Source organism: Corynebacterium tuberculostearicum SK141, from assembly GCF_000175635.1.
Taxonomy (GTDB): domain Bacteria; phylum Actinomycetota; class Actinomycetes; order Mycobacteriales; family Mycobacteriaceae; genus Corynebacterium; species Corynebacterium tuberculostearicum_C.
Genome location: NZ_ACVP01000027.1, coordinates 32955 through 55906, shown reverse-complemented (window position 1 = coordinate 55906; position 22952 = coordinate 32955). Strand labels below are relative to the sequence as shown.

Here is a 22952-nt window from a genome sequence, read left to right as displayed (position 1 = left end):
TCTAGCCTGCGGCCAGGCCGAGCCAGGCGATGCCCGCCAGCGTCAGCGCCAAGGTGAGCCACGGGCGGTGATAGAGGAGGCCGGCGATAATCCAGGCGTAGGCAAGCAGCGTAAAAAGCGGGCTGGCGGGGATGGTGACCACGGGCAGGTGGGCCACGCCGTGGGCAATGGTATTAATCCACCATGAGAAGGGCTCGATAAGGCGCAGCAAGCCGGCACCCAGCACGTCGAGCGGGCCGAGCTGGGCAAAGATGGCGGCGATTAGCCCCACGATGGTAATCGGCACGGTGGCGGGCTCGACGAGGATATTGGCCAGCACGGAGACCACGGAGACCTCGCCGGACATGAGTGCCACCAGCGGCAGGGTGACGATATCGGCCGCGATGGCCACGGCAACCGCGCGCAGGAAGATGGCGGGCCAGCCGGTCACGGCCAAGTGCTTATAGATGAGCGGGCTCAGCGCCACGATGCCGAGCGTCGCCGCACAGGATAGGGCGAAGCCGAAGTGCACGGCGAGGTCGGAATCCACAAAGAGCAGCGCGATGATGCCGAGGCTGAGCGCATGGATGGGCTCCATGCGCGTGGAATTGAGCACGGCAAGCAGCCCCACTACTCCAGCGACGGCCGCGCGCTGGACGGAAGGTTCGAAGCCCACAAGCAGAACATAGGTGGCAAGGGCACACAGGGAGGCGGTCACGCGGGTGCGGGGACCGAGCGCGAAGGCGGCGCAGACCACGGCAGCGGCGGAGCAGACGATGGCCACGTTGGCGCCGGATACAGCACTCAAGTGGGAGAGCCCGGTGGCGATATACAGGTCGCGCTCGGTGGTATCTTGCAGCGCGGTATCGCCGAGCACCATGCCGGGGATAAGGCCCTGGCTGGAAGGACCGACGGTATCGAGGACCAGCGCGCGGAAATTCTCGGCCACCTCGGCCGCCCAGCCGGCCAAGCCTTCGGGCTCGGCGGTTACCTGCACGTCGGTGGCATTGGCGCTGAGCTTTCCGACGCCCGCCCTATCCGACTCCCCTACCCTCACCCTGGCCGTAAGCTCACTGCCGGCCGCCGCCGGGACCGGTTCCGGGCTAAAGACCGGCAGCTGGGTCGGGTATCCCGGAACCTTGAGCTTGAGCAGCCAGCCGCCCGTACTGGTCTGCGTTGGTGCAGTGACAAGGCGCCCGGTGACTTCAGTGCCGAGGTCGAAGGCGGCAGCACGAGCCTGGCGCACCGCGGCGACGAGCGCCGCACCCCCAGCGACTGCACCGCAAAAGAGCGCTTGGCCCCACTGACGAGCAATGAGGCACAGCGCGACGACGACCGTGATGAGTGCGATGGCCCAGCCGCGGCCGGCGAGCAGCACGGCGATGACGGACAGCCAAGCGGTGGCCGCGCCGGGGACGAGCCGCAGTTCTCGCATCGCACGCTCGAGTACGGGTTAGAGCTGGATTTGATCTTTGAGCTGTGCCAGCTTCGCCGGCCCGATGCCGGAGACCTCGAGGAGCTCTTCTACATCCTTGAAACCGCCGTGCTCCTCGCGGTAGGCCACGATGGCGTGCGCGGTCACCTCGCCGACACCCTTGAGTTCCGTGAGCTCCTCGGCGGTGGCGCTATTAAGGCTCACGCCGCTGCCGCTAGCGCTGCCGCCGGGGCTGCTGGAGTTGTCGCCGTATGGGGCAGGTTCGCCGGGTGCGGGAGCTGGGGCGGCGCCGGAGGGCAGGATGTGGAGCTGTTGGCCGTCGGTAAGCCGCTGCGCATGGTTGAGGACCATGGTCTCGGCGCTTGGTAGTGGCTGGGCGGCGGCGAGGGCATCGGCGACGCGCGCACCCGGCTCGAGTGTCTTCAGGCCGGGCTCGGCAACTTCGCCAATGACCGAAACGATGATTTCGCTGGGTTCCTCGCTGGGGGCCGCGCCTGGGCTCATTGCCGCAGGCTCGGGCATGCCGGAGGATTCATCGGAGCGCGCATTAATGCCGAGCCAGACCACCACGGCGATAACAAGAATGACCGCCACTGCGCAGGCCTGCCAGGGGCTGATGCGCAGTCGCGGGCGCGGGTAATCGACGGCGAGGAGTTCTTCCTCGCCGGTGGGTTGGGTAAATTCGCGGAGTCGTTCGCTGATCTTGGGTGCCGCCATGGCGCTGAGGCTAAGCGCAGGCGCACACCAGTGAAAGGTCGGGCGGAGGTGGGCTGTGGATAACTTGTTGTGGGCGTCAACGAACCCGGCGCGGTGGGGCTAGTTATCCACAGATCGGCGCGGCGGGAACGCGCGGGGTCGACCACGTGTGTGAGGATGTGCTGGTTCGGCGGGAGGCTCGGAGCTAAACACGGCGGAGACGCCGATGGCGGAGGGGCCGGCGTGGACAGAGAGGACGTCATTAAGCGGAGTACAGATGAAGGACGACCCCTGCGGCAACGCTGCTTTAATGAGCGCCTCCAGCTTGGCAGCCGCATCTTCGGCCTGGTTGTGCTGGATGGCGACGAAGGCCGGCTCGCCGTCCGCGCGGGAGGCGATGAGGTCCACCAGCTTGGTAAAAGCCTTGGTCTGGGTGCGGGTCTTGCCCACCAGCTCCAGCTTGCCACGGGTAATCGACATAATCGGCTTGGTAGCCAAAAGCGCCGTAGAAAGCACTGCCGTGGCCGGGGATAGGCGGCCGGATCGGCGCAGGTCCTCCGTGGAGTGCAGGTAGACCCAGGTGGCCGCGCGTTTAAGGGTATCGATGGCCGCGGCATAGCACTCATCCAGGCTGGCGCCGTGGGAGGCGAGCTTGGCGGCGGACATGGCGGCCGCGCCCATGGCCATGCCGGCCGAACCGGAGTCAATAACCCGCACCGTGTGCGGAAAGACGCCGGAGGCGGACACCGCCGCGGAATAGGTGGAAGATAGCTCTTTGGACAGGTGAATAGCCACCACGCCGTCATCCTGGGCGCGCTCCATCTCGCGGCCGTAGGCGGCGGCCAGCTCCAGCGCGCTCAACCCCGAGGTGGAGCGCTCCAGGCCATCCTTGCCGTGGCTTTCCATGAGGTGCAAGTCAATGACGGTGATGGATAGCTGCTCCGCCAGCTCTGGCGGCAGGCCCGCGGAGGAATCCGTAATGACGCGGACCGTCACTAGATATCCGCCCCGCCATCCCCGGTGACCTCGCCGCCCATATTCCAGCCGTCGAAATACCACTGGGCGCTGCCCACATTATCTGGGGTGAACTCCAGCGAGGACAGCGGCGTTTCCGGGTTAAAGTCCGGGCGGGCCGTCAGCTGCGACCAGTGGGTATTCTTCAGTCCGGAAAGGATTCCGTACTGCGCATGGTCAAGGCCCAGCAGGTGGCAGGTCAGCGCCGAGATAGCGCCGCCATGGGCCACGATGAGGACGGGGCCGTGGTCCCAGCCGGCGAAGTCTGCCATGAGCTCATCGACGACGGGCCGGGCACGCTCGGCCACATCCACGCGGGATTCGCCCTGCGGCGGGGCCCAAGTGGGGTCGTGGCGCCAGATGGCGCGCGCGCCAGGGAACTCGGTATCTACCTCGGCGGAGGTTCTGCCCTGCCACTGGCCTAGGTGCGTCTCGCGCAGGCGGGCATCCGTGGTGAAACCCACGCCGAGGGCCTCGGCGACCACGCGCGCGGTTTCGCGCGCGCGAATGAGGTCAGAGGCGACGATTTTAGACACGCCCTGATCCTGCAGCAGGCGCGCGGCGGCGCGGGCCTGCTCATAGCCCAGCTCGGACAGCTCGGTGTCCAAGTGGCCCTGCATGCGGCCGGTGGCGTTATAGGTAGTTTGTCCGTGGCGGATCAGGATCAGGCGGCGGCTCATGCGGGTTTAAAGCTCCTCGTCCTCACCAGGGACCTTATCGGCCAGGGGGAGCTCGTCGATGGAATCAACTTCTCGCGGGTTAACGCCATTGGTCCATTCGCCCGGACGCTCTGGGGCCTCGATGCCCTCGATCTCCAGTGCTGGGCAATCGTGGTACAGGCGGTCCAAGCCGTAGAACTCGCGCTGGTCATTGCGCTGAACGTGGACGACGATATTGCCATAATCCAGCAGCACCCAACGGTTCTCGCGGTTGCCTTCGCGGCGCTGCGGCTCGAAGCCTTGCTTGGTCATTTCGTCTTCGACTTCATCCACGATGGAGCCGACCTGACGCTCGTTGTCTGCAGAAGCGAGCACGAAGACCTCGGTGATAGCGAGGACATCGGAGACATCAATGGCCGCGATATTGGTGGCCAGCTTTTCTTGCGCGGCGTGGGCCGCGGTTTCTGCCATGCGGCGGGCGAGATCAGAAGTAGACAATGTGTAAAAATTCCCTTTTCGCGTCTGAGTATTTTCGGTATGAACTATCTCTATTGAGAGTCTATTCTTGCACGTTTAGCAGGCCCGTGCCCAAAATCTTGGGAAGGCCGCGGAAGTTTCTACAGGGGCTTATCTGGGTTGGGCCCATAGAGATTGTTCTTGGTGATGTACTGCACCACCCCATCCGGAACGAGGTACCACACGGGCTGCCCCTGCCCGGCGCGTTCGCGGCACGCCGTGGAGGAAATGGCCATGGCGGGAATGTCGATAAGATCGATGGCCTCTTGCGCATCGGCAGGTAGCATATCGGCGCTCAATTCATAGCCGGGGCGGGTCACGCCCACAAAGTGCGCCATCTCCAGCATCTCTTCCCAGTTATGCCAGCTCATGATGGAAGCCAGCGAGTCGGCCCCGGTGATGAAGTAGAACTCCGCTTCTGGGAAGAGTTCCCGCAAATCCCGCAGCGTATCGATGGTATAGGTAGGCCCCTCGCGGTCAATATCCACGCGGGAGACGGTAAAGCGCGGGTTGGATGCGGTAGCCACCATCGTCATCAAATAACGGTGCTCGGCCGCGGTGACGTCGCGGTGGGACTTTTGCCAAGGCTGCCCGGTGGGCACGAAGACGACGGTATCGAGGGCAAAGCGGTGGGCGGCCTCACTGGCCGCTACCAAGTGACCATTGTGGATGGGATCAAAGGTGCCACCCATGATGCCGATGCGCTGTGGGCTAGTCATGGGTGGTGATTATAGTCGCACTACTAAGGGCGGGTCTGACCGGTGCCCTGCAGAATCCACTTGGTAGAGGTCAGCTCCGGCAGCGCCATCGGGCCGCGGGCATGCAGCTTCTGGGTGGAAATGCCGATTTCCGCACCCATGCCGTAGACCTCACCATCGGTGAAGGCGGTAGAGGCATTGAGCATGACCGCAGCGGCATCCACTTCGTTGCCGAACTTCACTAGGACGTCGGCGTCTTGCGCGGCGATGGCCTCGGTGTGGCCGGTGGTGAATTCGGCGATGTGGGCAATGGCACCGTCGACACCGTCGACCACCTTGGCGCAGATATCCATGGACAGCGACTCCTCGCGCCAGTCCTCATCGGTGGCCTGTACGGCATCCTGGACGCCGAAGGCCTCAAGCTCGGCGACGTCGCCGTGGATGGTCACGCCCGCCTCCTGCAGCGCGGTGATGATGCGGAGCTTGGCGGAGTCGTCCAAGGCGGCGTCGATAAGCACGCACTCCGTGGAGTTGCATACGGAGGTGCGGCGGGTCTTGCCGTTGATGACCATGTCGATAGCCTTGTCCAGGTCCGCAGAGGCATCCACATAGAAGTGGCAGTTGCCGGTGCCGGTCTCGATGGCCGGGACGGTGGCGCCGGTGACCACGGCTTCAATAAGCTTGGCGCCACCACGCGGAATGACCAGGTCCACCAGGCCACGAGCGGTGATGAGGTCTTGGACGGAATCGTGGGTCTCGCACGGCAGGAGCTGCACGGCCTCGCGCGGTAGATCGAACTCGGCGAGGGTATCCTGCAGGATTTCTACCAGCTTAGCATTGGAGTTGCGGGCAGACTTGGAACCGCGCAGCAGCGGCACGTTGCCGGACTTGATGGCCAAACCAAAGGCGTCCACGGTGACGTTCGGGCGGGCCTCATAGACCATGCCCATCACACCGAGCGGGACGCGCACCTGCTTCATCTGGATGCCATTGTCCATGGTGCGGCCCTGCAGGATCTCGCCTACTGGGTCCTGCAGGCCGGCAACCTGGCGCAGGCCGCCAGCGATGCCCTCCACGCGCGCGGCGTCAAGGGAGAGGCGGTCAATGAGGGACTCGGACATGCCGCGCTCGCGGCCGGCCTCGATGTCCTGCTTATTTGCGGCGAGGATATCTTCGGTGTGGGCGATGAGGTTTTCGGCTGCGCGCTGCAAGATTTCATTCTTGCGCGGCGTGGACAGCTGCGCCACGACGGGCGCGACGTCCTTGGCAGCACGGGCTTTGGACAGAACTTCTTCGCGTTCAGTGTTGCTCATGTCATACCAGCCTAACGAAAGGCCACGCGCATTTCAGCGACCCCAGCCGCGGTGGGGTTGAGCTGGCCATCGTCAGCGCGGCTACCGGGGCTATCCATCAGTAGCCGGCTTCAGTATCTACTTCCGTAGGGATTTCCTCACCGGCGGCGAAGCGCTCCATGACCTTTACTGTATGCGAACCGATACGCCTGCGCACCGAATACGGCGGATTGGCCAGATGCGGGGTGATGACTACGTTGGGCATGTCCCACAGTGGGTGCCCATCGGGCAGCGGCTCGGGGTCGGTGACATCCAAGCCGGCGCCGGCGATGTGGCCGGCACGCAGGGCTTCGACAAGCGCATCGGTGTCCACCAGTGGCCCACGGCCGACATTGATAACCACGGCGTGGTTCGGCATGGCACGGAAAGCAGCGGCGTTAAAAAGCTGGTGGGTCTGGTCCGTGAGCGGCGCCAACGCCACGAAATAATCGGCGGCCGGCCACACGCGCTCGATATCGGCGGTGGCGAAGGTTTCATCGGCGCCCTCCACCGGATTGCCGGAGCGATTGACCGCAATGATGCGCGGGCCAAAGCCCTCGAGCATGCGGATAAGCCGCTTGCCGATGCCCCCAGCACCCACCACCGCAACCGTCTTATCCTCAAAAAGGAAGCTGGTGTGCGCCTCCACCTCATCGCGGTTATTCCAGCTGGTCCCCACGCGCTTGTGCGCGTGCAACTGCGCGAGTAGCAGCGCAATGGTGGATTCGGCCACGGTGGCGTCATACAGCCCTGCCGCGTTGGACCAGCGGGCGGTGGTATCGCGCATGACCTCGAGCAGGTGGTCCACCCCGGCAAAAGGAACCTGCACCAAGCCGACGCTCGGCGGCAGAGGTTGTGGGAAATCATCTGAACCGCCATTGAAAATGAGCACCTCGGCGTCGTCCAGCGAGACACGCTCATGGCCGGCGGCATCGACGGCCTGCAGGGTTTCCTCCCACGGGGTGGGCAGCATCGCGTACTTCATTAATAGCCAGCCTCCGCATCCACGCGGGTGGGCATGGCCTCTCCCCTCTTCCACGCCGCGGCATTGGCGTTGAAGATAGCGCCCAGGTGATACTGCGCCACGTGCGCAGAGGCGGCCATATGCGGCGTCATGGTGCAATTGGGTAGGTCATAAAGCGGATGGCCATCAGGCAGCGGCTCGGGATCCATAACCTCCAAGCCCGCGCCGGCGATGTCGCCATCGCGCAGGGCGGCCACGAGATCCTCGGTGACGACAGTGCTGCCACGGCCGACGTTGACAAAAATGGCGGAGGGTTTCATGGCGCGGAAGGTGGCGGCATCGATAAGCCCCTCCGTGTCTTTGGTGGCCGGGAGGATGCAGAAGATGAAATCCACCTCGCCCCACACGTGCTGGGCTTGGTCCATGGGCACGACCTCATCGGCGCCTTCCACCGCGCGGCCGGAGCGATTGACCGCAGTAATGTGCACGCCGAAGGGTTGCAGGAGCTTAATGAGCTGCTTGCCGATGCCCCCAGCGCCAAAGATCGCTACCCTCTTCGGCCCTTGTTGGTTATAGAGCCAGGCCTGGGACTCGTCCAGCTCCTTGGCCACGGACCAGGTAGCAGCTGTGGCGAAGGCCTTGTGGTGGTGCGCCTGGGAAAGGGCCAGGCCCAGTGCGGACTCGGCCACCGGCTGGGCAAAGGCGCCGGCGGAGTTGCACCATGGCACGCCGTCTGGGGTAATGACCCCTGCATCGATGAGCTGATTGACGCCGGTATAACAATGCTGCACCCAGCCGATATTCGCCGGCATCTCCGGGATGCGGCGCGGGTTGGGCGCATTATTGATATAGACCTCGGCGTCCTCGATGCTGCTTACGCGTTGGTGCCCGGCAGCCTCGATGTCTTCTACCATCGGCTGCCAGGTGTCCGGTCCCATGAAATACTTCATGCCCCAACCATACGGGGAATCTCGGACTCGGGTTTAGATGCGGGAGGCGAAGTTGGACAGATAATCCGCGTGGACGACGGAACGGCGCTGATCCTCGGGAAGCTCTTCCATCTTCTTGCCCTTGATGGCGTGGAGCTCCTCGGAGTCGAAGCGGACCTCGCCGCGGCCGATGACCTCGCCATTCGGGCCCAAGATGTCGATGATTTCGCCCTTGGTGAACTCGCCTTGCACATCGGTAATGCCGACAGCCAGCAGAGACGTTCCGCCCTTGGTCACGGCCTCCTTGGCGCCCTCATCGAGGCGGACGGCTCCGCCGGTATCGGCGCAGTAGAGCGCCCAGAACTTCCAGGCGGACAGCTGGCGTTCCTCGCGGGTGTGGAAGACGGTGCCCACGGAGGCGTCGGCAAGCGCGGGGCCGATATTATCCGTGGAGGTCAGCAGCACTGGAATGCCGCCGCGAGTAGCCAGGCGGGCCGCGGAGACCTTGGTGGCCATGCCGCCGGTGCCGACCTTGCCGCCATCGCCGGCGACAACGCCCTTCAAGTCCTTGCCGGTGCGCACCTCATCGATGAACTTGGCATCCGGCTCGGCAGGGTTCTTATCGTACAAACCAGGCACGTCAGAAAATAGGAAGAGTGCGTCCGCGCCCACCAGGTTGGCCACCAGCGCAGAGAGGCGGTCGTTATCACCGAAGTGCATTTCCGACGTCGCCACCGCATCGTTCTCGTTCACGATGGGGATGGTGCGCAGCTGGCGCAGGCGATCGATGGTGCGCTGCGCATTGCGGGCGCGGTCGCGGTGCCCCGTATCGGAGGCGGTGAGGAGGACCTGGCCGATGGTGCGCTTATAGCGCGCAAAGGACTGGCCCCACACAGAGGCCAAGTGCACCTGGCCAACGGACGCGGAGGCCTGCTTGGTAGCCAAATCGGTCGGGCGCTGGTGCAGACCGAGCGGGCCCATACCTGCGGCAACCGCACCGGAGGAGACGATGATGACATCGGATCGGCCCATGCGCGCATGGACGGCATCAACGATGTGATCGATCTTTTCTTGAGAAACGCGGAAATTTTCATCCGTGAGAGAAGAGGAACCAATCTTGACCACTACGCGCTTTGCCTGCGCGATGTCTCGGCGGAGATCCGATTCAAAACCGGACGCCACCGGATTTTCATCGAGCGGTTCCGGGAACGGGGTATCAGCGGTAGGTCCGTCAAAAGGCTCTACCGGAAGCGGAAGGATGTGCTCATTCTGTTGATCAGAAGACATGCCAACCGAGTTTACAAAGCCCACCCTCCAGCACACCCCAAGAATAGGGGGATCTGGAACTAGCCCTGCCACCTATCCTGATTAGCACCCTCCCGAGTGACCTCTTCATCGGTGCCGTAATCGTATTCATCGATAAGACCACGGCGTGCCTGAGAGGCGCGCTTGCGCTCCGCTGCAGAAGCACGGGCGGTTCCTTTAAGGCGAGCATCTTCGCCGCGGCTGGCCATCGTCGGATCACCGCCAGTCATCGGCTCCCACTCGAAGGTAATGCCGCCGATCGTCACCGGACAACCTTCCACGGCACCCTGCGCGCGCAGCTCATCCTCCACGCCGGCCTTGGCCAGACGGTCAGCCAGATAGCCCACGGCCTCGTCATTTTCGAAGTCGGTTTGGGTGATCCAGCGCTCGATTTTCTCGCCCTCGACAATGAAGCCGCCTTCGACTTCCGGATCGCGGGCGATGGTGAAATCAGCGAAGGAACCAGTGTTCTTCTTGTGCGCCTGTGCCTTCGGATGAATGATGCTGTGCTTCGGATCGCGCTTTGGCTTCGGCTGCGCTTTATAGTGTTCCGTCACCATCTCCATGAGCTTATACTTCAGCGGATCCAGCCCCTTGCGGGCCGCCGCGGAGATAATGAAGACGGGCCAGCCGAATTTCTCCTTGAGGTCATCCTTAACGAACTCCGCCAGCTCCTCCGCTTCTGGGACATCCGCTTTATTGAGAATAATAATGCGTGGGCGCTCGCGAAGATCGCCAAGACCGGTGTCCTCCTGGAGAGCTTCCTGATACTTGGCCAGTTCGTTTTCCAGCGCTTCGATATCGGATTCCGGATCACGGCCTGGTTCTATGGAAGCTGTGTCGACCACGTGAGCAAGCACGGCGGTGCGCTCAATATGGCGCAGGAAATCTAGTCCGAGGCCCTTGCCATCGGCTGCGCCGGGGATTAGTCCAGGGACATCTGCGATGGTAAAGGAACTATCCCCCATGTCCACCACACCAAGATTCGGCTGCAGGGTAGTAAACGGATAATCGCCAATCTTGGGCTTGGCAGCCGAAAGTACCGAAATCAGCGAAGACTTACCGGCCGAGGGAAACCCCACGAGTCCGACATCCGCCATAGACTTCAGCTCCAGAATGAGATCATGGGCTTGGCCCGGCTCCCCCTGGAGGGCAAAGCCTGGTGCCTTACGATTCTTGGAAGCCAGCGCGGCATTGCCCAGTCCGCCATAACCGCCTTCCGCGGCAACGAAGCGAGTGCCCGGGATGGTGAGATCCGCGAGGGTCTCCCCTTTTTCCGTGCGCACCACAGTGCCGGCGGGAACCTCGAGAATCAAATCCTCTCCGCGGGCACCGTTGCGCATATCACCGGCACCGTTGGCGCCGCGTTGGGCCTTAATATGCGGGCGGTAGTGGAAATCCATAAGCGTATGGATTTGCTCAGATACCTCGAGGATGATGTCGCCACCGTGGCCGCCATTGCCGCCATCAGGTCCGCCCAAAGGCTTAAACTTTTCGCGGTGGACGGACACACAGCCGTGTCCACCATCGCCTGCTTGCAGGTGCAGGACGACGCGGTCAATAAAACGTGCCATGTTCGCCTTCTCCTCGAAATATCATGGGATCTGAAGTCTATCAGTTACCTTCTAAATTCAAACTAAAACGGCGGCCAGCGAGGCTTAGTGCCCAGCCCCCGATCCACCTTCAGCATCTTCAACCGCAGACTGGTGCTCCTGTGCGGCTTCTTGTCCTTCCCGCTCTTTTCGCTTCTTTCGCCGGCATCGGTTCTTCCACAAAATGAGAGACAGAGTAAGTAAAACGATGAGCACGACAGCAATCATCCACCATGACCAACCGAACCCGGCGGGCGACGGTTCCGGATTTCCGGGATCCAACGGATAGCGCTCCGCATGAACTAATAACCTATCGGTATTAAGCCCATATGGGGTACACGTAATAAGCGTGATTTTATCGTACCCAGGTTCATAGGTAACGGCTTCATAATCATCGGGCTTAACTACTTCCCGGCTGGTCATTTTGTACCGCAAACGCTCCCCCATTACGTCGATGAAGATATCATCGCCTTCTTTAAGGGTAGGTAAACGGTCAAACATAGATGCATTGACCATGCCGGTATGCGCCGACAGCACCGCATTGGTCCCATCCCCACCCACCGGCAAGGTTGACCCAAACATGTGACCAGCCCCCTGGTACAGCACCTTTGGCGCGGTGGTATGGAACACCGGCAAATCCACATCAATCGATGGAATGCGTATGCGGGCAATCATTCCCTGGGGGCCATCCACATTCAGCTGCGACATATAGTCTTCCATCCCGGGATCCGTGTTCACCGGTGGCCGCGCGTGAGGCCCCTCTGCCAAAAGACGGTCATTGTATTCGTGGGCCCGTTGAAGCTGACGCTCCTTTTCGTCTTGGCTTAGATCAGCGACCTTTCCACTATAGGCTTCTGTTTGGCGCATCAGCTTATTATGGTTTGCCAGTGTTGATACCACTGGGTACAACAGCAGCAAAGCCCCCAGAAGCAGCGCGATGATAGACACTGCATTGCCCTTCTTGCGCTTCTTTTGCGTCGAGGCCGGCCTATCTTTCGCGCTTGTTGTCACAATTAACCCTCGTCCTTTTCGGTTGCTGTGGCTGAATCTTCCTCGTCATCTCGGCGCCGGATCAACAAAATGATACCTACGAGGATCAACAGCACTGCTAGAACTGTCACTCCAATAACGGAAGCACCCGTGGAAGCGAGGCTGCCTACAATACCGCCGTGTTCTCCAGATTCATCGCTAGTTTCGGGATCGCCTTCTTGGGGCGTCAACGGCCCTGTGTGCCCATCTTCATCTGGAGGCGTGGGGAAACCTGGAATGTCACTTGGCCTATCCGGGCGCGGCTGAGAGGAGCCTGGTTCTGCAGGTTCAGCGGCAGGTCGCAACGTGGAAGGTGACGAAGCAGAAGGCTCCGGCTCCGTATGCTGCGTTACCGCCGGAGTGGGTTTTGAAGTGGTGGTGCTTGACTCAGAGGGTGGAAAGCACGATTCAAATTTATAGATAGGAACGTTGGTGCTTGCCGACGCCTCTACCTCACTGCGCTGTGCATCCATGCCGTCCGTGGCTAATGTAGTTGTTGCACGCAGCTCTCCCGTAGCATCTTGCCTAGCCCGTGAACGAAGCGTGACCTTAACTGCGGTATTAGGGTCTAATTCACGAAGCTGCGCCAGCTTATCTAGAGCTTCCTTTTTAAGTTCAATAGTGACGCTCCCTTGTTTCTTTTCCACGGTGTAGCTCTTCGCATCAAGCTCGAGAACTTCCCCTGCGCCTACAAGACGTACGGACTCGACTTCAACGTAGGTAGCTGGCTCTGGCTGAGCCGAGTCCGTGTCGCCTTCCTGTGCCTCATGCATATCCGATAGCTCTGTAGTGAGCCGATAATGGCCAATCGACCCATCCGTGCTCGTATTCGGGGTAGCAGCAGAAATCTCGTATTTCACCACACCGCCAGGGGCGACCGCATAATGCTCACCAGGAATTAAGCACGACGTCCGCGGAATAATACTGACGTTGAGGACTTGTGCTTTCAATTCCACCCGATGCTCTTCACCATCACCAGTAATAGCTATAACAAAGGGAGCATAGGACACGCTCGGATCTTGGGAACCTGGGTTGTCTGCGATATCAATCAAATAGATCCCGGGCTTAACACCGCGGAAGGTGGCCTTGCCATCGGCAGTCACAGCCTCATATATGCGGACGAAGTCCTCCGGGCTGTCTTTGAGCAACCGGGGAACATCCAGGGCCGGAAGATCCTTAGTGCCCACGCCATTGATGCGCGAAAGCACCAGTTTTCTATCTCCAATTTTCTCAAACCACTCGGCCCCCACTGACTCAGTGAGATCGACATGTACGTCGCTGGTCCGGCCGTTTAACGTTTGAGCAGCTGCTACCGCAGTTTCTCCTGTACCGAAAGATGGCATTATCAATGGTTGTGCCGCGAAGCCCGTTAAAAGGCTAGCCGCAACAACTCCCGCGCGAAACATGCGCGGCCGTCGTTGTCCTTCACCCACCTTCAAGACCTTCCTTCGACAGGGCATCCAAGGGCACGCCTAGCCACGAGCCCTTGCTGCTCAAAAACTATTCCGACGCCGACTCTAGGCCGCGCCGGAATAGACAATAATCGCAGGCTAAGCGTTACGACGCTTCAGCTGATAAGCAGCACCACCGATGAACAGGAGGGCGCCAAGGCCCAAGATAATCAACATAGTGCGCATACCGGTGGCCGGGAGCTTGCCCCAGATATTATCCTTCACGTCATCCACAGTAGCGGTAAAGATGACACGCTCATCACGTTTGTCCTGCGAAGCCGTCAGGTGCTGTGGGTCTGGGTTCACCAGATAGCCTGCCGGTGCCTTAGTCTCAACCGCACAGTAATCCTTCTCCGGATCAAATTGCAGGAAGTAGCCGTCTGCTACCGCTGCCTTGGTCTGATCGGCACCTACAGCCTTAAGAGTGGCGTCCGCAGCAGCTGTGCCTTCGGCGTTGGCGCCCTTAATCGGGGCAGCACCATCAGCTACCGTCCACTTTCCACTTTGTTCGGTACATTCAAAGACCTGAAATTCAGCGCCGTCACCATTTTTACCGTCTTCGGTAGGATTACCATTCAGGTTCTTAGTAATGGAAACATCGTTGTAGTGGGTGACCGTCGGACCGTCTGTTTTATCAGTCGGCGAGGTATTGATGTCATTTCCGTTGATATGCTCAACAGCGGTGTTGGTGATCTGACCATTGGCTGGAATTTTCACAACTTTCGCATCGAACTTAATCTCCACTGCCAAATCTGGCTGGTCAGCTCGCGCCTGCGCCAGCTTTTGAAGTCCCGAATCCGTGAAATCGACCGTCAGATTCTTCCCAGAAATCTGTACAGTGTAGTCTTCGCCACGAACAAGATCGACGCCCTTGACTGCAACGGAAACTTGGTCTGCAGTGCTTGCGTACTCAAGATATTCGGACAGGTCATCCGTCACCTGCAGCTTAGGCAGGGTACGTGCACCATTTTTATCAACGTCGCCAGCGGGCACCGGTGCGGTGATGGTGTAGCCAATATTATCTCCCACGTTGGCATTGTTATTAGTGGAAGTCTTCTTTGGCTGAATGAGCTGGTTCTTTGGCGATACAGTCGGATTGTAGTTAATAGATCCGTCTTCTTGGGTCATAGGAATAGTGACCAAGAACGGCGAACCAACGGTGTACTTGGAGCCTTCTACTGGAAGCTCAGTAACCTTGTACAGGCCTACTGGAAGACCATCAAACTTAGCGGTGCCGCTTCCATCGGTGGTCAGCTCCTTAGCCTGAAATCCAGCGTCAATCGTTGCGTCGCCGGGACCTGCAGCGACTTTATCTCCGGCTTCCTTCCAGCCTGCAGCGGTATCGAGAGTATTGTCCATTTGAACTTTCTCGATCTTGAACTTCATGCCCTCGAGCTTGTCCTCGGAGCCTACTTCACCACTACGCTTGTCAATCGTAAGGGAACCCGTTGCTTTGGCATCAATGGTTTGGCGGGCCGAAGCAGAAGGAGCGGCAGCAGTTGTGGTGTCGCCAGGTGCAGCAAATGCCGCAGGGCTAGCAGCGGCCAATCCGGCGGCGAGTGCAATAGCGAAAGTCTTGGAAACAATACGAGACATATAAGGGTTGTCCTCTCGTTAATACCCATTTCGACTTTTCCAAATGAGCCGACAGAGTTGAGTGAAGGAAATTCTGAACAGAGTATATGTGAATACATAACCCCAGCACAAGCGGAAGAACCATTAAATCCAAGCATCGCAAAATAGTATCTAACAAATACTAATTCCAGATCCTCGCACGGGCGCTACTACCCATGGAGATACTTATTGCGAAGCTCCTCCCGCCGGCAAAGTTTTGGGTCATATTTTAGTTTTCTTGCAAACTAATCCTCCTTAAATAGGACTGCTATTAACCGAAATTCGGCTCTAATCGCCGCGAAATCTCGCGGCTATAAAACACGCGCTCTAGCCGTTCATATACCGAAAAGCGCTGCGCATTCTCTGCGGACCCTGCCCCACTGTTCCCGCCCCTTTTATTTCAAGGAGCAGGAACAGTGCGCGGCGCTTTAATCTTGAACGGTTGGACGATCTTCTTCGCCATCTTCATCTGGACGACGTAGATAGCGCCACAAGCCGAAGCCTAAGAGGATCAACCCAAGTACCAGTACCCACACCAAGGTCTGCATTCCGGTTTCTGGCAGTAGACCTCCGATGAGCCCAGAAGGTCGAAGCGCTCCGTGAGAATCACTAGCTGAGGTAGTGAACTGATGTCCGTCCTCAGAGGCCTGCGCGGTCACCTTAACTTCAGGCTGGCCTGAATCCGGATAGCGATAGGTCTCGTCCTTGTCTGCTGGGATTACAACGTCGAAGGAGCAAGTGAAAGATTCTCCCCTAGCCAGGGACTGTGACGGTGCGCATACGCTCGACGGAACGACTCCATCTTCGCCTAATTCTACCGATGTGCCGTCCTTAACCAGGGTTAGTCCTGCAAGAGAAGCATCTTGGATTCGGAAGTCGGACAGATCATACGCGCCATCATTGGCTACCTCGTAAGACATACTCATCTTCTCGGCCTCAGCAGGCAACAAGGTGGTTCCAAAAAGATCGCCGGTTAGGTTGCCCAAAGGCGTGCCCTCAATCGACTTCGTGACGCTTATGCCCGCGAATTTATTATTGGCGGTCAGCGTCCAACGGTCACCAGAGCGGGAAGTATCTTTCCCGTCTGTCACCGGCCGAACCGTGAACGATACCGGTCGGATCGGCTCAGAACCATTTTCCTTAGGGTTGCCAGGAATAGCCGCAGAGTGTTCAGTATCTGCTTCAACCAAATCGCCATGCTGCGAAATATGGAAAATCGAGTCATTGTTCTTCACACCGTCATCTACTTCATTAACGGTGCAAGGACTGTTCACCGGAATGTTTTTTATCGTATAACTTTGTCCTGCCTTAAGCGTGAAAGCGTTGCTCTGCGAAGAATCGCTCAACGCTGGATCACTACACGAGTGCTCGAACCGGAAAGTAGCATCCTTGCCCACGGCCCCATCTGTAGTCTTGGTAAAGGTGGCATCATAATGAGCCCTAGGGTGGTAAATATCCACACCGATTACTAGCTCCGTCTTATCCGAAGGAAGATTTCCAGCCGTAGCGAAAGAGTACTTGAGGTTCTTGTTTTCGGCAGATACGTCTTCGGAAGGAATATCCGAAAGCAATCCTCGTGCACCCTCACGCTCGCCTTGCGACCATTTGGTGTACTGAGTCAACGGGGTTCGTTCGCCGTTCGTCACCTCAAGTTCGCCGCGGGGTTGTAGTGCCGGACCGCTGAGCTCCAGTTCACAGTCAACGCCCACTGGCAGGTCCATAGTTTGGCCATTTGCCGGGGCCTGGTCCGATTGGGAAAGCTCTGTAGCAGCAACAGAAGCTAGTGGGAATTGTTGAGAGGCCGCCGAGTCAGCGGGATCCTTGCACACAACATTAGCTTCATATCCTTGGGAATCGGCACCCACCAGGTAACCAAAGTTACTCAAGACTAGTTTCACTGGAGCAGTCCGTCGCTCAACGCGATTGACAAAATGCAGGTCCTGAACGTCACTTGCGTCTGGGGCTGGCGCATACGCAGTCACGGTTCGCTCGTCTGGTGTAATCCGCAAAGTCTGCGGAGTGCTAGAGCTCTCTTCTTCAGCGAACCTGCAGTACGAACCAGCAGGCACGATAGCTTCGTCCGAAGCGAAGGACAATATGGACTCATCACCGTTTGAACCAGTGCCGTTAAACTCCGATTTCTTCAACGTCGACGGCAAGATATAACTCGACTGCGGACGCAGCTTCTCTGGAATAAAAGAGGTCTCACCAATATTATTTGTCTGATAGCCAATGGCCTTGCACTGCATAGTGAAATTGAAAGGATAATCCTCCGGAATTTCCTTCAGGTTGCCATCTTTGCCTACTAGATCCTTACTGATCTTTACCTTTGAGGTTTCGTACTCATAGTGGTTGTCGAGACGAATCTTATTGTCATTCGGTTCATCCACAGTAAGGAATGCTGGCGAGGTTGTCTTTTCATTATCCAGCTTCTGATCTGGGTAAGCGTTTCCACCTTGCCTATCCACCACCCAGTCAATATACGCGGGCCGTAAGTACGCATTTAGATCATCGCTGCCATCGTTCATGGTCAGCTTTAGGGAGCCAAAGTGGTCACCAGTAATTTGGCAATCCGCACCCACCGGGACACCGGTGAAGGTAGTCTTGCCTTCGCCCTTAATGGATCCGCTTTGGCTCTGCAGTACTGCCTCGTCTCCCGTTTCCGGATCACGGCATACTAGATCAAAATGGTGATCATAAAGCGCATCCTGCAGATCCTTATTGGCATTCTTGTACTGATCACGAATGCTGTCGCTCGGCAAAATTGCCTTTTTGCTGAGCTCAATATACGTGGTTCGACGGGAATAGGTATTTACGAAGGTTACGTCGACACTATCTGAATTGCCTACAGTAAACTTCGCCGTTCCTCCCTCTGTGGGGGTTCCGTTGACGTTAATCGACTTGTCCAGGGTGATGCCCACCGCTGTGGTTGTTTCTCCCTCTGAGGCAGTACAGTCGGAGCCCACGTTGACCTGAATAGGTTCGCTTGGCCGTCCTTGTTGAACGGTCGTTGTGACGTCAATGCCTGCGGAGCCATCTGGGTTAGTACATTTCAGTTCGACAGGGAAGATACGCTCCGACTTAATTTTGCGGCGTGCATCAGAGATCAAGGAATCAGGGTCGTTAAACTCCACCTGCTTGGAGTCCTCAACCGAAGCTTGGATGAAGTCATAGTGATGATGCACATCCATGGTTGATTGGTCCCCAATAGTGAACTGTGCCCCGTCGCCAATATCGTTACCTTCATTATCGTCTGCGGCGTACAAGTATTCTGAATCATTGCGAATCGGATATTCGTTGCCGCTTTCAGAGGTTCGTTTATTTGAGTCACCAGACTCTTTTAGCGAGCAATTAGTGCCCTTCGGAACTTTCTGGGCAGGAATGACTACCTGATCGCCGGATTTAAGGTCAAAATTGGTGGTATAGCCATTGTCACAACGCAATGAATACGACAACGATTCAGGCGCAAGAGTGCTCCGCCCGCCGGTACGCAAGGAAACCGTAAGGCCTTTTCCGGCAGCGGTGAATTTATTGGTTACCGTTGCGGTATTGTTCTCGGCGTTGACCGTTGTCTTTGCGCTATCAACATCTGTGCTGAAGATAATTCCACCAGCAACATTTGGTGTCTCTTCAGTGAAGGTGCAGTCATTGCCGTAGGGAACACCCAACTTTCCATCTTGGCTATTTAGCTTCGAGGCAAGGTCGGGATCATCAGATTCCAACCGCATCGTTCCATCACCTGGCACGACTACTTTACCGCTTAGCTCAACAGGCAGAACCTTACCGTTATCTCCCGCAATGTTTCGGGTTCCACATCGATACGTGAAAGTATAGGAATCGGGTAGAACACCCTCGACCTGTGAATCTACAACCTTATGCAGGTCCACGGTTCCCAGTTTTGGATCGTAGATGTTTGAAACCGTCACAAGGTTGCGGTCTGTGCCAGAAGCCTTGCGAATAGTGGTTATTTTTTGAGTTTTTGCGTCGGAATTATCCAGTTCCGTTACCTTGTCGCTAGCATCCGAGGCGCGAACCTTAGCACCTTGAAAGTGCGTAGTGGTGGTATCTCCTGGTTCATTTTCCCAGACTAAACAATCTGCGCCGATTCGTACTTCGCCGACGCTCTTTTCGCCATCCTCTGCGGTGATTGTAGTACTACCCTCACTTACGGTTTGTCCCTCAGCAGAGCAACGATAATTGATATCAAAGTTTAATGCCTTTAGCTCGTCGTTACCCGCGGCCAAACCTGTTATCTCTTTGCGGATAACTAGAGGCGAAGTTAAATAGGAATAGCTGGTTTCGAAGTGTAGTTCCTTTGTATCGCCTTGCTTATCCAAGGTGAAGTGAAAGCCATTGTTTCCATCAGGATCAAGGTGCTGGCCGTTTAGGGAACCGTCGCGCTTATCCAGTTTGATCATTTGGCGTTGCTGCTCAGTAAGGTCAGTCAACGGGGTTAAGACGCAGTCGCGCCCCACTGGAAGATCCGGAATCGTCACTGCGTTGGTGGGGTTGGATTTACTCAGATCAAAGGAGACTTCTCGCTGCCCCAAATTGGTGCCCTCACACCGCACGCCGAATCGGTAGGTTCCCCCTACCTTCCCGTCGCTGACAGGCTTTCCCAAAATGTGCTTGCTCAGTTTCAGCGAAGCTTTTTGATAGTCATACTTATTTAAGGCTTTTGCTGAACCCGCAACAACACCACTGGTGTCTCCTGCTGCGGGGCTAAGATCGACGTTTACGGGGCTATTAATATTTCCTGTTGCCTGTTGCCCATTCCAAGACAGGCTGAAATCGATCCCTGCACCGGGTTGACCACCATCCGTCAACTTCTCAGTTACAGTACAACTAGCGCCCTGAGGCAATCGGTCGATTACGGTGTTTGTACCACGCTCGAGCTGTACGTCATCTTCCAGCTTGATGTCTGGGTATGCAGTCGTGAACCCAGCAGGTGCAGTGCACTTATAATGCAGCGTAAATTTTTGTAGCTGCACATCACTAAAGTTCGCAGCTGAACCTTCTACGTTCTTGCCCAAGGTCAAAGAAGCGGGCTTAAATTTTGACTTCCAAACAACGCTACAATTAGGTTGTCTTGTTTCGCTTGAAGGCAACAGCAGCCGAGACGTTCCACTCGCAGTATCTTTTTCAAGAGAGTACCCATCAGGAACGCTACCCCCTTTAATTACCTTGGTCTCACTAGCTCCCTCGGAGGATTTAAGCGTACAGGTCCATACGGGGTCATACCGATCGAATGCCTTGTCCTTTGGATTAGTCTGCGACCGAAAGCCAAGCCGGTCCTGCGCAGTACCCGTCGTGTCCAACCTGCGCATCGCAGTGGTATAACCATTTTCTGGTGCCGGCAAATCGGTATCCGCATTCCCGTCACGTAGGAACGGAGTATAGCTAGCAGTTCGGGTTTGACCGCTCAGCTTTTCCTCGGTCGTGGATTCTACTTGGGCGAAATCCTTGGCGGAACCGAAATTGATTCGGCTCAATGCCACGCCCATGGCGACGGCTTGGGTACCGTTACGAAAAGAGCCCATGCTGATTTCCATTTTTTGCGGTTTATCCACTCCAACGATCCAGGAAGCGTGACTGCCGGTTTGCTTTGAATGGCAGACAAAACCGCGGCTCCTTCCATCGGCGGCTGAGCCCCACTCCCTCTCTATTGGTTCAGTACCCGCACCAAATTTGAGTTCACAGGCACGTTTCTCACCGGTTCCTGATTTGAGCTCGGTGGGTGCGCTTACTTGTCCTCCGTCCACGCTGATCATTTCACCGGGACCGCCCGCACCGGTTGATTCCGCATCGGCGACTGCGAACCGATAATTCGACACGGGAGAAGAGTTTTCCCCTCGTTTGACCACTATGTTATCCAACGTGAACCTAGTGAAGCTATTGTTGCCGCCCGTCATTTGCAGGACGTCCTTGAGATCTTCACTTTCTTTTTCAAAGAAGCCGGGCTTGCCAAAGACGGCTAGGTTCCACGAAGGATTGGGTTCCGCAGTATAGTTGGTCGCCGAGTCTTTAGCAGCAATCGAGAGATCAAATTCAATGGTGTAGTCGCCAATCTTTCTGGTCTTGTGACCAGGCGTGGTCATGTTGCTAACATCCAACCAACAAATTTGGCTCGCCCATGGCTCGGTTACGCCGGTTCCTTTTCGGAAGGCGCAGTCCCCAAATGGCGAGCCAGTGGTCGTCGAGGTAGTAGCGGCCTCAGCCTGAGGCTCATTATGAGGCACTACTAGGAGCGCGAACCCGACTAAAAGGATCGTTACACAGGCCATCAACCGCACGGTGAGCGGACTATGGAAACGATGCTGGCTATTGGCAGAAAAAGCCATATTTGCGTAATCCTTCCGGTTACAAAACCGCCGAAAACAATATGATCCGTTTACCGCATAAACGCACAATCTCAGCGCTATTCCTCAAGTATGTTACTCGGTAAATTAAACCTTTCCAACCGTGTGACAAGGATAAATGAAGAAATTTTTGGGTTCCCGTCCAGCTAAAATCAAGGAATTTATTGCCCCATAGAATCTATTCCTTCAAGTGCTCCATCACTGGCGTGTTGGAGGAACGGCTCTGCATGCGAGTCGGTTTTTGAGAAGCAAAACTTGAAGCGTTCTGAGCGAAATTACCCATAGCTATTCCAATAGCTCGATTACCCCGAAACCACTGCATTCCTTGGTATTCGCATATGCGGCACAGTGTCACCTAGGTGACGCCTACCAGATTCCTATAGCTCTACATCGGTAAGGCAGTTTATTTGCCCTCCCCCAAAGCCGACGTAAGAAGGGAGCGGTCTGTGGCTTCGCAGCACCACAACCAAGATCGCTTATAAAACGAGAATATCCCCGAACCACTCCCACTTTAAGTAAGAGCTTGTTCGGGGATATTTTCTCAGTCGGCCTTAGTTAGGCAGTTGCTTCTGCAGCAACCTCTTCAGCCGGAACAATGTTGACCATACGACGGCCACGCTTCATACCGAACTCAACGGAGCCAGCTGCAAGCGCGAACAGGGTATCGTCGCCGCCACGACCTACGTTCTCACCTGGGTGGAACTTGGTACCGCGCTGACGCACGATGATCTCGCCGGCATTAACCTGCTGACCACCGAAGCGCTTGACACCGAGACGCTTGGACTCGGAATCGCGACCGTTGCTGGAGCTGGAAGCACCCTTCTTGTGTGCCATGTGGTTTTCCCTCCTTTAGGGATAATTACAGCCGGTTAAGGCTTACTTGATACCGGTGATCTTCAAGGTGGTCACAGGCTGACGGTGGCCCTGACGCTTCTTGTAACCAGTCTTGTTCTTGTACTTCAGGATATCGACCTTCGGGCCCTTACCCTGCTCAACGATTTCTGCGGAGACAGAAACCTTCTCCAAGTCGGAAGCCTTGGACTTAACATCGGCGCCATCGACGAGCAGAACCGGGGTGAGAGCTACGGCAGAGCCTGGCTCACCCTCGATCTTCTCGACCTTGACGAGGTCACCTTCAGCAACCTTGTACTGCTTGCCGCCGGTCTTGACGATCGCGTACATAGAGGGTTACCCCTTATCTAAACTCGCTCGGAAGCAACCGGGGAGGCCGCGTTCCGAATGGACACTTACACATTGCGTTTAGTTCCCGCGCGAACATGCCCGCACAGCTCACCAAGTGAGTGTCGGACTGATCCAGCGCCGTGAGTACTAAACAGCGACTGTCAAAGACTACCCCGTAGCGGGCACAAAATACAAACCA

At 57.4% G+C, this 22952-nt stretch carries 17 protein-coding genes; all 17 read right to left on the bottom strand.

Features of this window, described 5'->3' with window-relative positions; genetic code table 11:
• Window position 1: 1 nt before the first annotated feature.
• The 17 genes from CORTU0001_RS09155 to rplU all read right to left on the bottom strand — a co-directional run bounded on the left by CORTU0001_RS09155 (window position 2) and on the right by rplU (window position 22753).
• On the bottom strand, window positions 2–1414 hold the full coding sequence (locus tag CORTU0001_RS09155; protein ID WP_005329240.1) for a ComEC/Rec2 family competence protein: 1413 nt from the start codon (window positions 1412–1414) through the stop codon (window positions 2–4).
• An 18-nt stretch (window positions 1415–1432) separates the two neighbouring features.
• Complete coding sequence (locus CORTU0001_RS09150) at window positions 1433–2131, bottom strand: ComEA family DNA-binding protein (RefSeq protein ID WP_005329239.1); 699 nt, start codon at window positions 2129–2131, stop codon at window positions 1433–1435.
• Between the two features lie 99 nt (window positions 2132–2230).
• Window positions 2231–3106 carry a DegV family protein gene (locus tag CORTU0001_RS09145; protein ID WP_005329238.1) on the bottom strand — a complete coding sequence of 292 codons (876 nt, stop codon included), beginning with the start codon at window positions 3104–3106 and terminating at the stop codon, window positions 2231–2233.
• Window positions 3106–3804, bottom strand: coding sequence for a histidine phosphatase family protein (locus CORTU0001_RS09140; protein WP_005329236.1), 699 nt, complete (start codon window positions 3802–3804; stop codon window positions 3106–3108). The genes CORTU0001_RS09145 and CORTU0001_RS09140 overlap by 1 nt, the downstream gene beginning before the upstream one ends.
• A gap of 6 nt (window positions 3805–3810) precedes the next feature.
• On the bottom strand, window positions 3811–4254 hold the full coding sequence (gene rsfS, locus CORTU0001_RS09135; protein ID WP_179387589.1) for a ribosome silencing factor: 444 nt from the start codon (window positions 4252–4254) through the stop codon (window positions 3811–3813).
• Window positions 4255–4400: 146 nt separating this feature from the next.
• Entirely contained in the window at window positions 4401–5018 is a 618-nt protein-coding gene (nadD, locus tag CORTU0001_RS09130; RefSeq protein ID WP_005329234.1) for a nicotinate-nucleotide adenylyltransferase, read from the bottom strand.
• Between the two features lie 23 nt (window positions 5019–5041).
• Window positions 5042–6310, bottom strand: coding sequence for a glutamate-5-semialdehyde dehydrogenase (locus CORTU0001_RS09125; RefSeq protein WP_005324089.1), 1269 nt, complete (start codon window positions 6308–6310; stop codon window positions 5042–5044).
• Window positions 6311–6407: 97 nt separating this feature from the next.
• Complete coding sequence (locus CORTU0001_RS09120; protein WP_005329228.1) at window positions 6408–7313, bottom strand: D-isomer specific 2-hydroxyacid dehydrogenase family protein; 906 nt, start codon at window positions 7311–7313, stop codon at window positions 6408–6410.
• Window positions 7313–8242, bottom strand: a complete 930-nt coding sequence (locus tag CORTU0001_RS09115) for a D-isomer specific 2-hydroxyacid dehydrogenase family protein (RefSeq protein ID WP_005329226.1) — start codon at window positions 8240–8242, stop codon at window positions 7313–7315. Before CORTU0001_RS09115 ends, CORTU0001_RS09120 begins: the two co-directional genes overlap by 1 nt.
• A 33-nt stretch (window positions 8243–8275) precedes the next feature.
• Window positions 8276–9508, bottom strand: coding sequence for a glutamate 5-kinase (gene proB, locus CORTU0001_RS09110; protein WP_034668609.1), 1233 nt, complete (start codon window positions 9506–9508; stop codon window positions 8276–8278).
• 59 nt (window positions 9509–9567) lie between these two features.
• Window positions 9568–11100: a GTPase ObgE gene (obgE, locus tag CORTU0001_RS09105; RefSeq protein ID WP_005329223.1), complete on the bottom strand. Its 1533-nt coding sequence runs from the start codon at window positions 11098–11100 to the stop codon at window positions 9568–9570.
• A gap of 84 nt (window positions 11101–11184) precedes the next feature.
• Window positions 11185–12129 carry a class C sortase gene (locus CORTU0001_RS09100; RefSeq protein WP_005329222.1) on the bottom strand — a complete coding sequence of 315 codons (945 nt, stop codon included), beginning with the start codon at window positions 12127–12129 and terminating at the stop codon, window positions 11185–11187.
• 2 nt (window positions 12130–12131) lie between these two features.
• Window positions 12132–13580 carry a hypothetical protein gene (locus tag CORTU0001_RS09095; protein ID WP_157749123.1) on the bottom strand — a complete coding sequence of 483 codons (1449 nt, stop codon included), beginning with the start codon at window positions 13578–13580 and terminating at the stop codon, window positions 12132–12134.
• A gap of 117 nt (window positions 13581–13697) precedes the next feature.
• Window positions 13698–15194 (bottom strand): SpaH/EbpB family LPXTG-anchored major pilin, encoded by a 1497-nt coding sequence (locus tag CORTU0001_RS09090; protein WP_034668604.1) that lies wholly within the window; start codon window positions 15192–15194, stop codon window positions 13698–13700.
• A gap of 446 nt (window positions 15195–15640) precedes the next feature.
• Window positions 15641–21553, bottom strand: a complete 5913-nt coding sequence (locus tag CORTU0001_RS09085) for a DUF5979 domain-containing protein (RefSeq protein WP_034668602.1) — start codon at window positions 21551–21553, stop codon at window positions 15641–15643.
• 573 nt (window positions 21554–22126) lie between these two features.
• Window positions 22127–22405 carry a 50S ribosomal protein L27 gene (gene rpmA, locus CORTU0001_RS09080; protein ID WP_005329214.1) on the bottom strand — a complete coding sequence of 93 codons (279 nt, stop codon included), beginning with the start codon at window positions 22403–22405 and terminating at the stop codon, window positions 22127–22129.
• A 42-nt stretch (window positions 22406–22447) separates the two neighbouring features.
• Complete coding sequence (gene rplU, locus CORTU0001_RS09075) at window positions 22448–22753, bottom strand: 50S ribosomal protein L21 (RefSeq protein WP_005324077.1); 306 nt, start codon at window positions 22751–22753, stop codon at window positions 22448–22450.
• Between the last annotated feature and the right edge of the window lie 199 nt (window positions 22754–22952).